Source organism: Pseudomonas sp. IT-P294, assembly GCF_949767865.1.
Taxonomy (GTDB): domain Bacteria; phylum Pseudomonadota; class Gammaproteobacteria; order Pseudomonadales; family Pseudomonadaceae; genus Aquipseudomonas.
The window spans coordinates 1-15,250 of the sequence record NZ_CATKQW010000019.1; the positions used below are offsets into that span (position 1 = coordinate 1).

Sequence of the window (15,250 nt, forward strand, 5' to 3'; positions counted from 1 at the left end):
TCCGCCTTCGGCGACGCGGCGTTCGAGGAGTTTGTCCGATCCACCTTCAGCGACGTGGCGTTCGAGGAGTTTGTCTGATCCGCCTTCGGCAATTTGAGTGGGCGCCGATCTGGCCCGGTGCTGTTGCAGGGGAGGGGCCGCTTCATCGGGGGCATTATTTTCGCGGCCAGCAACAACGTTAGGTGCAGCGTAAGTTTCGTTGGCGACTGCATGCGTAATAACTAAACCCGTCGCTGCCAGAAAAACGATTGCCAGGCCCAGATCGGAGGTCTTCATTGTATTCACCCTAATTAGTTGGTCGGCTCAGTTCATAAATATGCTGGATTAGTCGAGGCGCTATTTATGGTGGTGAGCGGGTAAAAGTGGTCGAAAGTTCGTTTGCTCAGAGCTGACTAAATAGTAATGGAATGAATCGGTACGTCACTTGTGCATAGGGTTTTTCCGTAGGTATGTTCGTATGACACATTCATCCCTAAGTATGATTGGTGCCTTGATAGTGAGCCTGAGAGGAGAGCTTTGTGAAAGCCGGCTTGCTGGCCACCCTCGCAATGCGGTATCCCCGCATTCGCGGGCAGCCATGTCCCTGCAAGTTCTTTGGGGATGATTTATCGAGATCAAACGATCAAAACGGCAGCACCCGTAGTGCGGCGTTCTTCAAGGTCGCGGTGTGCCTCTATCAATTGCTCGAACGGATACACCCGACTCGGTTCGACATTGATTATTCCCGTCTCGATGGCCTGGAACAGGTCTTCAGCCGCTGACGCTAATTGTTGAGGCGTGGCCACGTACACCGGTAATACCGGCCAGGTCAAGGTCAGCGACCGCGGCGCGAGATCGAACGGATTGATGAGCGGGGGATTTCCGGAAGCTTTACCGAAAACGACGAGCGTGCCCCGTGGCTGTAGAACCGCCAGCGAGTCGGAGAACGTGTCTTTGCCGACGGAATCGAATACGGCTTTGACGCCGATGTTACCCGTGAGCTCCATAACGCGATCGGCAAAATTGTCGGAGCGGTAGTTGATTACGTGTGAACAGCCTGCTGCCAGAGCAATGGCCATTTTCTCGGGGGAAGATACGGTGCCAATGACCTGGATGCCCATGGTCTTGGCCCACTGAATGAACAGCTGCCCGACACCGCCCGCTGCCGCGTGATACAGCACGGTATCGCCCGCTTGCAGTTTTACCGTTTCCTTGAGCAAGTAACGTGCAGTCAGTCCCTTGAGGAAACTCGAGGCAGCCTGTTGATCGCTGATGCCATCAGGGACGATCGCAACGCGATCTGCGGAGTAAAGGCAAAACGTCGAATAGGCGCCGTGCACATCGTCTGAATAAACCACGCGATCGCCAACCTTGATGCCGGTGACATCAGCGCCAACGGCTTCCACGACGCCCACTGCCTCGTTACCGAGAACGGCGGGGAATGCCGGAACCGGGAAGGTTCCACGTCGGTAATAAACCTCCACGAAATTCAGTCCGATCACGGTGTTACGAATCAGCAGTTGTCCCGGGCCCGGGGCCGCTACATCGATATCTTCAAACACCAGTACTTCAGGCGGGCCATAAGCACGAATGCGAGCAGCTTTTGCGCGAGTCGACATGTTGAATATTCCTTTTAACTCCGTAGCACATCTTCTGTAGTGAGAAGTGTGGGCGGGGAGTGCGATGGTTTGATAAGAATGGCGATCGAATTATAAGAGTTACCCGTGATTCGATAACCGGTCTGGCTGTGAACAGACTGTGCAGTGAAATTGGACAATCAACGCATGAGCAGATCAGTGGGTGGCCCAGTGCTAAAAAAAGCAAAGTGGAAGGCACGAGCTGGCTGAAATTAATACTTTCATATGAGATGACTATACTTAGTTGTCCGTAAGTCATTTCATTTCTCTGGCACTCTGGTGGAAGTGTTCAAGGGCGACATTAAGTCTGGCAGTCCTTGAGATCATAATTTTTGATACGAGGATTGCATGATGTTTTATCAACGGGCGGCCAGCCCTTACGAAATCGGCGTGTCGAAACCGCTGAATAAGTGGATTGTGTGGGCGCCGGTATTGGTGACATCGGTTTACCCTTATTTCTTGAATGCCTTTCACGCACAGGTCATGAATATCGGACTGGACTCTACGATCTCGCCTGTTTCTTTATTCTTCGCCATTGCGTTGATGCTGGCAGTTTTCGCGGTGCCGGCCATGGGGTTTGCATTGGCGTGCCAGAGCATCACTCGTCGACACAACGCGGCGGCGCAGTTACGAGTCAGACGGCTGGCCCTGTTTATCATCAGCGCACCGACGCTGTACTGTTTCGTAGGGGTCAACAACATCATGCTGGGCGGCGCGGTGCCCGATGAGGGGATCTGGGCCGTCTTGTGGATTGGCCTGGGGATTTATCTCGGCAGAGAAAGTCATACCGCCGAACAATCCATCCCCCCGGTCCGCTCGATGCCGGCGTTACGTGTAGCCCATGGCGCTGCGGGTGTGATCGTCTTGTTTTTCATCGCCTTCCATTTGTTCAACCACCTTTTCGGCCTCGCCGGACCGCAGGTTCATCTGCAGGTAATGGAACTGGGACGCACGATTTATCGTTCACCTTTTGTCGAACCCGTCCTTGTGATCGCCTTGCTGTTTCAGGTGGTCAGCGGACTGCGTCTGGCGTGGAACTGGAGTTCGGTGGGCAGCGACAACCACCGGATTTTTCAGGTGGGTTCCGGCGTGTTCTTGTCCATATTCATCCTGGGCCATCTGAACGCGGTGTTTGTATTTGCAAGAACTTACGCGGGCATTGAAACGGGCTGGGAGTTCGCGTCCGGTGATCCGGTGGGGATGATTCATGATCCTTGGGGCATTCGATTGCTGCCGCATTACGCCATTGGTGTCTTCTTCATTATTACGCACCTGTTTTCCGGACTCAGGGTGGTGATGCTCGCGCATGGTGCCTCCCGATCGATTGCCAATGGCTGCTGGTGGGGCGGGACCGTTTTCGGCGTATTGATCAGCTTGTCGATCATGCTGGGTATTACGGGCGTCCGTTTCGGCTGATGCGCTGTCTCGACTGCAAGGGGACCCGACGTTGACGATCGATACCGATGGATTTGAGCTATTGACGGTTTTCGTCTGCGTGGCAGACGTGCGCGGCTTTACCGCTGCGGCGGTCATAATGGGCGTGAGCAAGTCTGCTGTCAGCCACGCCATCCGCCAGTTGGAAAAAAGAGCTGGCGCTCGACTGTTCAATAGAACGACGCGCAGCGTGGGGCTGACCGAAGCCGGAGAATTATTTTATCAGAGGGTAGCGCCGCTGGTCCTGGAGCTGAAAAGCGCTTTCTCCGATTTGGCCCAAGTCGCTACGAAACCTTCAGGCACGCTGCGTTTGACCATGTCACGCAGCGCCTACGTAATGTTTCTCGAACCGTTGTTGCCCAAGTTCCTGGCGACCTATCCGGACATCAATCTGGACATTGCCATCGAGAGTCGCGTTGTCGACATCGTGAATGATGGCTACGACGCTGGCATCAGAGCGACCAAAATGCTGGAGCAGGACATGGTGACCGTTCCTTTGGGTACTGAGATCCGTATGGCAGTGGTGGCATCACCCGATTACATCAACCGTCACGGGGTGCCGATGATTCCCGCGGATCTCATGGCACATGCCTGTATTCGCTACAACAGCGCCGTCACCGGGACCCACGAGCGATGGATGTTTTCATGCGAAGGCCAGGATGTCGAAATCGAGACCAGTGGTCGCATCTCCAGTAACGACGGAATGACACTGCTGGCCGCTGCGCTCGAGGGGTGCGGCTTCGCCTATTTTTACGACCGCTACGTTCAGGATTATCTCGCCGATGGCCGTTTGGTCAGAGTACTGGAGAACTGGAGCCCCCAACGCAGCTTGTCACTGTATTACTTCAACAGCCGCGCCATGCCGCAAAAGCTCCGCGTGTTCATTGATTTTTTAAAACAGCAGGAAGGGCTGGAAACGGAAAACCAGTCATAAATTGCGCGTCGGCGGCATGCTTTCAATAGCGTTAACCATTCTATGAAAAGTGTTTCTCGTCCAAGACAGAAATGAGCACGTAGTAAAGCAGTTTTGTATGGATGAGCCTTATCAAGCAGCAAGAACTTTTATCCTTAGCTCCCACTACTCCAAGGTTGAACTAATTGTCAAATATACCAATCATTTCGATCGTTGATGACGACGACACAGTCCGTATTTCACTCGATAGCCTTGTTAGATCAATGGGGTATGCGGCTCGTAGTTTCGCCAGTGCCGAAGAGTATCTGGCTTGCAACGCTCTTGATTTAACAGCATGCCTCATTTCGGATATACGGATGCCTGGCATGAACGGTCTTCAGTTGTTTGAAGAGCTAAAGGTACGTGCGATGCGGTTTCCGGTGATATTCATAACGGCATGCATCGACGACGCACCAGAACTAAGGGCACGGGAACTGGGCGCCGTGGGCTACTTCAAGAAACCCTTCAACGCTGAACTGCTCATGAGACACGTGCAAGATGTCCTCGGTATCAAAACTGTCGACTGAAGATCGGTGTGACGGCTCCCGTGGCACGCTGATGAGCGCTTGCAAAACGGTTCAATTCTTCACGAACAGATGTTCCTGGTCAGCTACCAAACCATAAACCTGTCGCGATATGGAATTACCCCCTCGGCAAACGACTGTCGCATCACCGGCGATTGCCCTGCTGCCACCAGCGCTATTTTTGTTTTGGATTGGGCAGACCAGCCTGATTTTCGTAATGGTGCATTCAGTACTGTGGGCGCTCACGTTGAACACTTAGGCCTGATTAGGCGCCTCCGAAACCCGGCGCAAGGGCGGGAGCAAATACGGTTTTAAGGGCACGCAATTTGTGCTGTTCATCCTGGTACTGCGGCGCTGCCGTCGATCCCGTGCTGCGCCGAGGCCTGGCAGGCGTCATATACATGACAGGCGTATGAGCCGCTAACACCTATGGATGGTGGTCTGCGTGACCCCAAGGTGTTAACTTTTTTCCATAGTTTGCCGCGTAGGTGCATTACTTATCGCGAGAACTTGCTTCCCTTCATTAATGCTTTAAGCGCACTTATAAGTTGCTGATAAGTCGGTTTCGTCAGTGAAGCGCCTTCTTAGACCGCCTGCCCACTTTTTCGGAGTTTGAACCGATGACCTCTCTGACTGGATCGGTGTCTCTGGCCGCGCCCGCGCCGGTCAGCGCGGTAGCTTTTGGGCCGCGGATTATCATCGGCCTGGTGGGGGTGTTGTTGGCAGTGCTAGTGGCAGGCCTCAACGAGATGGTGACCAAAGTTGCCCTCGCCGACATTCGCGGCGCATTGGCTATCGGCTATGACGAAGGAACTTGGCTTGTCGCAACCTATGCCGCGACCGCGGTGGCTGCCGCCGCTTTCGCACCGTGGTGCGCGGTCACCCTGTCGCTTCGGCGCTTCACTCTTTGCGCGATCTGCCTGTTCACCTTGCTAGGCGTGCTTTGCCCCTTCGCCCCGAATTACGAAAGCCTGCTAGTGATGCGTACATTGCAAGGGCTGGCGGGCGGTGCGTTGCCGCCGATGCTGATGACTGTCGCGCTGCGTTTTTTGCCAGCCAACGTGAAGGTCTACGGCTTGGCCGGTTATGCCCTAACAGCGACGTTCGGCCCAGGCCTTGGCACGCCGTTGGCCGGGTTGTGGACCGAGCATGTCGGCTGGCAGTGGACGTTCTGGCAAATCGTCGCGCCGTGCCTGATCGCCATGGCCGCCGTGGCCTATGGGTTGCCCCAAGACCCGCTGCGCCTGGAGCGTTTCAAGGAGTTCAACTGGCGCGGACTGCTCTTGGGTTTTCCGGCTATCTGCATGCTAGTGATCGGCATCCTGCAAGGCAATCGGCTGGACTGGTTCGAGTCGAGTTTGGTCTGCGGCTTGCTCGGCGGTGGACTGCTGTTGTTGGTTCTGTTTCTGATGAATGAATGGTCTCACCCGTCGCCGTTTTTCATGATGCAGATGCTCGGCATTCGCAACCTGTCGTTTGCGTTGCTGACCCTCGCGGGCGTGCTCGTGGTCTTGCTGGCGGTGGTCGTGATTCCCTCCAGTTACCTTGCACAAGTCCAGGGTTATCGCCCCGTGCAGACCGCGCCGATCATGCTATTGGCGGCGCTGCCCCAGTTAGTCGCGCTACCTCTGGTGGCGGCACTGTGCAACTTGCGCTGGGTCGATTGCCGTTGGGTTTTGGGGCTGGGCTTGAGCATGCTGGCGCTGTCGTGCTTCGGCGGCTCGCAACTGACGTCCGGGTGGATTCGCGATGATTTCTACGTGCTGCAACTGTTGCAGGTTTTCGGCCAACCCATGGCGGTGCTGCCACTGTTGATGCTCGCCACCGGCAGTATCACTCCGGTGCAAGGACCATTCGCATCGGCCTGGTTTAACACGGTGAAGGGCCTCGCGGCCGTGATCGCCACCGGCATGATCGACGCTTTGACCACCGCGCGGCTGCACTTTCATTCGACCATGTTGGTCGACCGCCTCGGCAATTCGCCGCTGGCCGATAGCGACAGCGCAGGCCTCGCCCATCGGCTGCATGAGCAGGCCGTGGTGCTCACGGCATCCGATCTTTATCTGTGTATGACAGGCATTGCGCTGGCCCTCATCCTGCTGATTTTCTGGCTGCCGACGCGGATTTATCCGCCACGTGCGGCGACTTGAATGCTCCACTGAAACAGAAGGTTTTTATGACGACTCAATCAAAGCTAAAAATGGCTGTGATCGCCGCCTCCGTGGTGGCGATCGGCGTGCTGGCGCTGGCGCCAGGGTTGTTTGGCAAGCGAACGCATCAGACCACCAATGACGCCTTTGTCTCCGCCGACTTCACTTTGGTGGTACCGCGTGTCGCGGGCTTCATTAAGGAAGTACTGGTGGAAGACAACCAGCAGGTGACGGCAGGGCAATTGTTGGCATTGATCGATGACCGTGATCTGCGTGCGGCCGCTCAGGCTGCAGATGCCGAAACGCTGGTGGCGCGGGCGCAGCTGCAAAATGCGCGCGCCACCCTTGAGCGCCAGACATCGGTGATTGCTCAGGCGCAAGCCTCAGTCGCGTCGGCGAACGCGGCAATGGTTTTCGCCGAACATGAACTGAACCGCTACAACCACCTTGCCGGTGTTGGCGCGGGTACGGTGCAGAACGCTCAGCAAGCACGCACACGGATCGATCAGGCGAGCGCGCGGTTGGCCATCGCGACAGCGTTGCTGACGGCGGAACGCAAGCAAGTCGAGATCCTGGCGGCACAGCGCGACGCGGCGGACGGCGGCTTGAAGCGCGCGCAAGCAGCGCTGGAGATAGCCAATTTCGAGTTGTCGTATACGCGCGTTGTTGCGCCGCAGGACGGCATGATCGGCGAGCGGGCGGTGCGCGTCGGCGCCTACGTCGTCCCGGGCAGCAAGTTACTGGCGGTGGTGCCGCTGAGGCAGGCCTATGTGGTCGCCAATTTTCAAGAAAACCAACTGACGGACGTTCACCCGGGGCAGCGTGTACAGGTGCGTGTGGATACCTTTGGTGGTGAATCCTTGCGCGGCCGCGTCGAGAGTATCGCTCCGACCACTGGTGTGACTTTTGCCTCGATCAAACCGGACAACGCGACCGGAAACTTCACCAAAGTCGTGCAGCGGATTCCGGTGAGAATCGTGCTGGATCCGCAGCAGCCGTTGGCCGAGCGGCTGCGGGTGGGAATGTCGGTGGAAGCACGAATTGATACGACGGGTGTTGGTGAGCAAGAGGTTGCCGATAGATGAAAATTTTCACTGATGCGGCTGGCGCGTTCGTGAGGGGGCGGCTGCCTCGTCTGACATTGTGCGTCTTGCTGGTCATGAACCTCACTTCCTGCACTGTCGGCCCTGACTTTCAGAAACCGCGCACACAACAAATCGCGGAATGGTCCAAGCCACAAAAAGTGGCTGGCAGCCAAGTCATCGCCGCAACAATGGATGAACGCTGGTGGGAAGTCTTCAACGACCCGAAACTCACCGCCCTGACCCAGCGCAGCCTGACCGACAACCTCGACCTGAAACTCGCCAGCAGCCGCCTGCAACAAAGCCGTGCCGTGCGCCAGGTGGTTACCGCCGAGCGTTACCCCAACACCGCCGCCACGGGCAGTTACGGACGTAAACGCAACAGCGGCGAAGGATTGATGGACCCGTCCGGCCACAACGGCGACTCGGCGTTCAATCTGTGGGATGCAGGTTTCTCCGCATCCTGGGAGCTGGATTTCTGGGGCCGTGTACGTCGCGAAACCGAAGCCGCCGATGCGACCCTCGAAATCGCGGAAAACGATCGTCGCGGCGTGCTGCTGTCAGTGCTCGCCGAAACGGCTCAGGACTACATTCAATTGCGCGGTGTACAAAGCACTCGTGCCGTCACTGAGCAAAACCTCGACGTCGCCCGCCACAGCTTGAAACTGTCGCAACTGCGTCTGGCCGACGGCGTTGCCACCGACCTGGACGTCGCCGAAGCGGCGGCCCAAGTCGCCGCCATCGAATCGCGTTTGCCCGCGCTTGAACAGCGTCAGTCGCAACTGATCAACGCGCTCAGTCTGTTGATGGGTGAACCACCGCAAGCGCTGTTCGCCGAGTTATCCACGGACGCCCCCGTGCCGCAAACCCCGCGTCAGGTCGCCATCGGCCTGCCGTCGCAATTGGCCGAACGCCGTCCGGACATCCGCCAGGCCGAAGCCCGCCTGCATGCCGCTACGGCGAGCATCGGCGTAGCGAAGGGCGATTTCTATCCACGGATTACCTTGTCCGGCAACCTGGGTTCGCAAGCCATGCAACTGAGCGATTTCGGCTCCTGGGGCTCGCGATCGTTTGGAATCGGTCCGCAATTGAGCCTGCCGCTGTTCGATGGTGGACGGTTACGCGGCGTTCTGAACTTGCGTGAAGCGCAACAACAGGAAGCCGCGATTGCGTATCAGCAAACCGTACTGCGTGCCTGGCATGAAATCGACGATCAACTGAGGGCCTACAACTCCAGCCAACTACGCCGTGACAGCCTCGCCGAGGCCGTGCGCCAAAACCAGATCGCCCTGCGCACAGCGAAACAGCAGTACGTGGAAGGTGTGGTGGATTTCGTCAACGTACTGACCGTGCAAAGCGAGTTGCTGGCGACTCAGCAGCAATGGGTCGAGAGTTCGACCGGGGTTTCGTTGGCGATAGTTGGGTTGTATAAGGCGTTGGGTGGGGGTTGGGAGTCGGTGTACCCGTTGGCGGCAAAGGCTGAATGAAAGAAGGTGGGGGTAGGAATGGTCCTGATTTTTTTGTATGGGATTGAGGGCGACTGATCGGGCGTTAATCTTTTCACTTTTATCATTGACCAATGCGATGCCCCCCATATGATCAACAATCCTTACGCCACGCCTACGTCCAGCTTCGAAACAGTCGAACTCGGGGTAGACTTTTTACGTTCTGAGCATGCGCAAGTTCCGATGACAGCTTGCTCGAATGTGAGAGTCTCAATAATAAGGCGACCTCTGGTGCGCTGACTAAACCTAAGGATAATAGCGACGAGTCTAGAAGTATTGTATTTATGTACCGCAGAATTGACAGCGCTAGAAGGGCAATTTTTCGGTGATATTCCGTAGTGGAGCGATGATCGAAGTTTGTGTGTTCGACTAGCCACATCAATCATTCTCTAACCGTGTATTTGAATTGCATCGCACATTCTCAAACCGGGTTCAGATACTGCGTCTCCTGTCTGACATTAAGTGTCACCACTCCCGGCATTACGAGTCGCTCGCCAAGGAATAACAATGATCACTGCATCAACGTCTTCGAAAGAGGCGATGTCTGCCTACCTATCTCCCGTTGGCACAAAGTCTGTCACCGAGTCACAGCACCGAGTCGCGCAAGACGAGCCTCCCGCGCCCAGTTCGAAAAATGCTGATTCGCTCAGCCTTTCTAGCACCTCTACCGAGTACAGCAATTCGATCATCGGGAATACACCATTCTTTCCCGTGCGGTCAGGCATGAATGCAGATGCGCTTGTTTTAGGTGCTTCCAAACCAGAAGCGATATCCAGCTCCAAGGACAAAACATTCGCCGAAGTGGCAGCGGATGCCCGTAAGCGAATGGACCAGAAATACGCGTTGATGACTTCTAGTGGAAAACCCTATAGCGGCAGCGACGAAGATCGCAATGGGTTAATGGGCGATCTGGATCGACGCTCCCTGAATGCAGTCGCCACCAATGAAGGGGGAAAGTTCACTGCACAAGAACAATCATCCGCGCAAGCGTTGATGCGTCAACAGGGCCGACTTGCCACCGGTTATTATAGTGGCCCGGCAGACCAGGAAAAAAACTGGAATGACCCCTTTATCAGTGATCCTTTTGGTCGAGCAAACGCTGCATTGGATTTCATGGATAACATGAGTCCGGAGGAAAAAAATACCCCAGAGTGGCTGTCACAGCACCTTTCCTTGCAGGCGGCACTGAGTCAGAGCCAAACAGCTGGGCTGGATCCAGCTGAAAGAAAAACCGGCCATTTTCACAACTTGGCGGAAATCCTTGCGGGAGTCGTGACGGAGGGAACTGATACGCGAAAATCCAACGAAACGAAAAACAGCGATCCTCTCGCAAAAATTCTAAGCAAACTTCAATCGCTCATTTCCTAACGCGCCCAATCAACCTAGATGCAAACGTCCGTCGGGTAGTCAAGCGGTGGTCTAACTGACCTCACCGATAAAATTTTAGCCAGCGTACTGTTTCAGAGCGTCAGGGAGGATGGCGTCGAGGTGGTTATCGACGGTCAACTGCGGAGCATCCATTGACCAATCGCCGCCTTACGCGAAAGTCAGCTTTGTGAAGGTTTCTGCCTGTCGTGACTGGCAGAAATCGACCCAAAGCCGACGGTGGCAACAGGTAAAAATCGGCCAAGTACAGTCCTTCGCGAGAGTCAATAGTTGGTGAAAGGCGCGCATTAGCGACCAGGCCTTAATCGTACCCAAAACATTGTTTTAACTATGATATTTCAGCTGAAGAACTGAATTGATCGGTTCTCCGTAGCACTGCAAACGGGATACCTATAATCAGCACTTCAAAAAATATTTTTTAAGCCACCTTGATAATCTTAGAAAACCACACTAAACAATATTGGTGCGCAGGTGTTTGGCGCAAGCTGTAAAGCGAAGCCGGCGAAAAAACAAGCTCGTTATCATATGTTTTATTAATTTAACAGGTTTGGAGTACGAATGTAGGACGTCTATGCTACGGAGGGAAAATGGAAAGCATAACGCAAAAAATTGAACCACTAAGTTGCACCGGGTCAGTTGAATTTGTTGAGCTTAGTCCAAATCCTTTTGCGGCCGCTGACCGTCTTCTTTCCTGCCCGAATCTCGTAGTCGCGTTCCCGACGCCTAGTTTCCAATGGTGGACTCCAAACTGCTCAAAGTCTGAAGTATTTGAGACGCTCGGACCTGCCTATCAAGCCGGGCGACTTCTGGGTGAAATTCTATCAAGGCGAGGTTTCCCTGAACCAATAATTGCCAGTGTTATATCTAGTACGCGAGCGTTTCAATCTATCGGAGCATCACGTCAATGCCTCCTTCAATTCGCAGTTATTAAGGCTGATTCCAAACAAGTAACTGATGATAATATATTTTCGCTACATAGGGATTATGACGTCAGTAACCCAGACTGGATGATTACTCGGCTTGTGCAGGTTGTTACCGGCGCTCCTACAGTCTGGTGTAAAAAAGAGGCGGGGCAATTGACCTTGTTTACATTGTCAACCCCTCATGCTGTAATTTTTAATTCAAGTTTTCGGCGCGGACCTCTTCATGCTTCCCCGCTTTTTGAGCCCTATCGCGCGATACTTATAGGAACTCTTTTTCCTAGGAGTTTAAATTGAACGCCTTATTTCTAGGTGGTAGCTTTACAGCGGCCGGAAATCTGCCAAACGTTTTTAAGAAAATGTACGAAATTGCGCATGGTGACGAGTGCATAGTTAGCTCCCACACATTTAGCCAAGCAAAATTGTGCGACCACTTTATATCGAAAGAGTCAAGAGAATTACTAACATCTAGAAGTTGGAGCGTCGTAATTCTTCAAGAGCAAAGTAAACTTCCCATTGATAATCCGATAGAAGCTCTCAAAGCGATCACATGCTGGAAGGAAATTATACCCGATAATACGTTTTTGATACTTATGATGACATGGCGTCGCAAAGAAGATTTTTCTGATTGTGACCGCTGGGCAAAGCAAGTTGATTTTTTTAAGAAAGCCCACTCACTCGGAGTGTACGTCTCCCCTGTCGGAATTGCTTGGGAAATTTATAGGGGAGCGTTCCCCCACCAGAAATTAATGGAAACTAGTTCAAGCCACTCAACGACAAGAGGCGCAGAACTTTCCGCTACATGCCTCATGGAGTCGCTATCAAGATTAGCAGCGATAGGCGATAAATGGCGGAGCCATATACTCGAAATGTATATTTCCGCAGTTGCGGCACATCAACTCTTCGAGGAGCCTGGCAATGTTATTACTTGAGCGTGCTTTAGAGGATTCATCCTCATTCTGGGCTATAGAATATGCAATTGGAAAAAAGTATTTTGAAGTCTGCAGCAATCAAAGATCTTCATCTACTGAGCAGCAATGGCTCAGGCTCCAGATATGGAAAGAGTGGTACGGAAGTGGTGTTTATGGTGGGCCTGGGACAACTGTAACGGGTATGATTGGGGAAGCAGCGTCACAGCTTGTGCCACTGAACCCGCTTCATGATTATGAGCTGTTGCGTGAAAATTTTTCTTATCTGACATTTGCCCAAGAAGAACTATCACATTACATGGGCCTGCTGGATATTTACATATCAAAATTTGGATCAGGCTTCCGCGATAAACTAGAGGACTGGGGAGAAGTACCAGCCGGCCGGAATCTAACCAAACGTAGAGAAGCACTGCGGCATCAAGAGTTAGGAGAGGTGGTAATTCGCTTGTCTGAAGGTGGAGGATTGGGCCTTTTCTATGGTATGAAGAGGGCCCTCACTGGGAGAACGCTTAGCGCCTTCGATTCAAAACTATTGAAAATAGTGCAGCGAATACTTAACGATGAAGAGGTTCACTTATCCGACAATATAAAATTTGCAAAATACAACCTGACAACAGAGGAGGAGTATAACTATGTGTCAGAAACTCTTGCTGAAATTTCCAGTCAGAAGTTAAAAGAGCGAGAGGAACAATTTAACATATCGCGCGACTCAATTGCCAAGGGGTACCTGGCGACTGCAACGCAGGAGTACCTCGCTGATTACTACTTCCCACTTATCAACATAGCGAAAGGGTAGATTAGATGAAAAACTTAGTTCACCTTGAGGCACCTTCTCATCCGACTAAAGGTCGTATTAGAAATGTGGTGACTCGTACGATCATCTGCTCTGATATTGTTGGCGCTAAAACGCTTTATGAAAATCTTACAGGCCCAAAATATGCAGCAACTCTTGATGAGCACGTTGATTTGGTATCAAAGTGTGCCGCTGATATTTCTGCGGACTTCATTGATGTAGATGGAGATTCTGTTTATGTGGTAATTGATACATCCACCTTGGATCACGTTAAGTTAGCCACAGCAATCCAGAAGTTAGGAGTTGGATTAACATTTGGTTTTTCGATTGGCATTGCTCAAGGAGAAGTCGTTTCGATTGTCGAAGGTGGATCAACGAGGTTTGAGGGTGTGAACCTTGTTAAGGCGAAGGCGCTTGCTCGGATAGGAAAGGCAGGTGCCATATATCTCGAAAGCGACCTCGCTAACCAACTATCACAGAATTTACATTTGCTTAGTGGCGTCACTTTAAGCACGAGCGTGCAACACCCGGCACTACCCTATTTTGATAAGCCCAGTAATGTATCTGAACTGATCTGGTCTGGCCAAGCATTTGGCATGAAACTGTAATGCTGAAATCCTCGACACTCCTATTCAAGTCTTCTAGCAACTGCCTGCGTCTTGATGGAAAGTCAACCTCGGAGCGATTACTATTTCAGGACGGGGATCATGGGAAATATTGGGACTCAATTGAAGAAAGCCTCGCGGCGGGCGTAGGTTTTTTTGGGTTTATCTCATTTGATTGCTTTAACGAGTGGCGTCGGAGTGAGCCCAATATGGCACTAGCAGCCTTCGTAGAAATTGAAGATGTTTCAAGTTTACAGTTGTCATTAAGTAAATCAGAACCTCCTTGTGCTTTCAGAGAGGGAAGTTGGGTGCGCAGCAGTGAAGGAGAGCAGCGCTTTCTTAAAACGGCGAGTACCGTTATTCAGGGATTCGAAAAACTGGAGAACCCACTTGAGCGTTTAACACTAGCCAGGCGCGTAGATGCGACGAGTCTTGTAGATGTCTTAGCGAGTTTTGAAACTGCGCACCCTCACCGCTGTTCAAGAGCATTTGCGTTGAATATAGCTGGATATGAGATGGTTGGTGAGAGTCCTGAACTCTTACTTGCGGGAAATATCTATCATTTTCGGACCTATAAATTGGCAGGTACAGCACCTAGATCTAATTGTATTGAACTGGATCAACAACTTCGTTCACAGATGCGAGACTCAAACAAACTGATTTACGAACACGAACTTTCAGCCGAAGCGACTATGAGGGTACTTTCACAGTTAGGGAGGGTATCGAAACGAGGCACATATATCCTTCCTCAGCGGCACCTAAGACACCTTGTAAGCATTCTAGAGACAGTAGTTTGTAAAGATATCCCGCTTCGCTCTATTTTGTCAGCAGTAGCGCCTTCTGGTGCGAGCCCCAGGCATTTGGGGCTACAAGCTTTGAATAAGCTGGAGGAACACTCACGAGGGCCTTACTATGGGTTAGCCGGTTACGTAATGCCGAACGGAGTTTCTGAATTCGTTCAAATTATCAGAACGGTTATACGAACACCGACATACCCAAGTTGGCATACATGGGTGGGAGCTTCAATAGTTCGTGGAAGCACTTCGAAAAGTGAGTTAGACGAAACCAAATTAAAGTTGCAACAGGTTCGCTATATTGCTGGATCACCCTACACGTGATAATTTATTTCTGAATTTGCATGCATTTTTTATGTCTGCTAAAGATTCAGGCTGTATGAAGCTCTTAGAGTAGGTTTGACAGTCAGGGCTGGAAGGAAAATCGTGTCCCTACTAGAATTTTCAATCTTCTGATTAACTAAATGCTGGCATATTTTACGTAGCAACGCAGACTTTAAAACGGCTTAACCGTTTTTACACAGGGAATCGGCCTTAGATTTGTAGGCATCTTCGAGCGT

Annotated in this window: 12 protein-coding genes and 2 pseudogenes; 12 read left to right on the top strand and 2 right to left on the bottom strand. The window is 52.5% G+C overall.

Features of this window, described 5'->3' with window-relative positions; translation table 11 throughout:
• Both ACM6I0_RS14945 and ACM6I0_RS14950 read right to left on the bottom strand, forming a co-directional pair.
• Positions 1–276, bottom strand: a pseudogene (locus ACM6I0_RS14945) (hypothetical protein); the annotation flags it as partial.
• 338 nt (positions 277–614) lie between these two features.
• Positions 615–1,598: a quinone oxidoreductase family protein gene (locus ACM6I0_RS14950; RefSeq protein ID WP_414922696.1), complete on the bottom strand. Its 984-nt coding sequence runs from the start codon at positions 1,596–1,598 to the stop codon at positions 615–617.
• Between the two features lie 366 nt (positions 1,599–1,964).
• On the opposite strand from ACM6I0_RS14950, the gene ACM6I0_RS14955 reads away from it, so the two are divergent.
• The 12 genes and pseudogenes from ACM6I0_RS14955 to ACM6I0_RS15010 all read left to right on the top strand — a co-directional run bounded on the left by ACM6I0_RS14955 (position 1,965) and on the right by ACM6I0_RS15010 (position 15,014).
• The gene (locus ACM6I0_RS14955) at positions 1,965–3,032 is read left to right on the top strand and encodes a hypothetical protein (RefSeq protein ID WP_414922697.1); all 1,068 of its coding nucleotides are present in this window, start codon (positions 1,965–1,967) and stop codon (positions 3,030–3,032) included.
• 31 nt (positions 3,033–3,063) lie between these two features.
• Entirely contained in the window at positions 3,064–3,984 is a 921-nt protein-coding gene (locus ACM6I0_RS14960; RefSeq protein WP_414922698.1) for a LysR family transcriptional regulator, read from the top strand.
• 164 nt (positions 3,985–4,148) lie between these two features.
• Positions 4,149–4,529 (top strand): response regulator transcription factor, encoded by a 381-nt coding sequence (locus ACM6I0_RS14965; RefSeq protein ID WP_414922699.1) that lies wholly within the window; start codon positions 4,149–4,151, stop codon positions 4,527–4,529.
• A 145-nt stretch (positions 4,530–4,674) separates the two neighbouring features.
• Positions 4,675–4,892 (top strand): annotated as a pseudogene (locus ACM6I0_RS14970) (ABC transporter permease); the annotation flags it as partial.
• 254 nt (positions 4,893–5,146) lie between these two features.
• Positions 5,147–6,676 (top strand): MFS transporter, encoded by a 1,530-nt coding sequence (locus tag ACM6I0_RS14975; protein ID WP_414922700.1) that lies wholly within the window; start codon positions 5,147–5,149, stop codon positions 6,674–6,676.
• A gap of 26 nt (positions 6,677–6,702) precedes the next feature.
• A complete protein-coding gene (locus tag ACM6I0_RS14980) occupies positions 6,703–7,761 on the top strand; it encodes an HlyD family secretion protein (protein ID WP_414922707.1) in 1,059 nt (352 codons plus the stop codon).
• Entirely contained in the window at positions 7,758–9,245 is a 1,488-nt protein-coding gene (locus tag ACM6I0_RS14985) for an efflux transporter outer membrane subunit (protein ID WP_414922701.1), read from the top strand. The genes ACM6I0_RS14980 and ACM6I0_RS14985 overlap by 4 nt, the downstream gene beginning before the upstream one ends.
• A gap of 525 nt (positions 9,246–9,770) precedes the next feature.
• On the top strand, positions 9,771–10,631 hold the full coding sequence (locus ACM6I0_RS14990) for a hypothetical protein (protein WP_414922702.1): 861 nt from the start codon (positions 9,771–9,773) through the stop codon (positions 10,629–10,631).
• A gap of 1,231 nt (positions 10,632–11,862) precedes the next feature.
• The gene (locus ACM6I0_RS14995) at positions 11,863–12,501 is read left to right on the top strand and encodes a hypothetical protein (RefSeq protein WP_414922703.1); all 639 of its coding nucleotides are present in this window, start codon (positions 11,863–11,865) and stop codon (positions 12,499–12,501) included.
• Positions 12,488–13,294 carry a hypothetical protein gene (locus ACM6I0_RS15000; RefSeq protein WP_414922704.1) on the top strand — a complete coding sequence of 269 codons (807 nt, stop codon included), beginning with the start codon at positions 12,488–12,490 and terminating at the stop codon, positions 13,292–13,294. The genes ACM6I0_RS14995 and ACM6I0_RS15000 overlap by 14 nt, the downstream gene beginning before the upstream one ends.
• A gap of 5 nt (positions 13,295–13,299) precedes the next feature.
• Complete coding sequence (locus tag ACM6I0_RS15005) at positions 13,300–13,899, top strand: hypothetical protein (RefSeq protein WP_414922705.1); 600 nt, start codon at positions 13,300–13,302, stop codon at positions 13,897–13,899.
• The gene (locus ACM6I0_RS15010) at positions 13,899–15,014 is read left to right on the top strand and encodes a chorismate-binding protein (RefSeq protein ID WP_414922706.1); all 1,116 of its coding nucleotides are present in this window, start codon (positions 13,899–13,901) and stop codon (positions 15,012–15,014) included. The genes ACM6I0_RS15005 and ACM6I0_RS15010 overlap by 1 nt, the downstream gene beginning before the upstream one ends.
• The last annotated feature ends 236 nt before the right edge of the window (positions 15,015–15,250 follow it).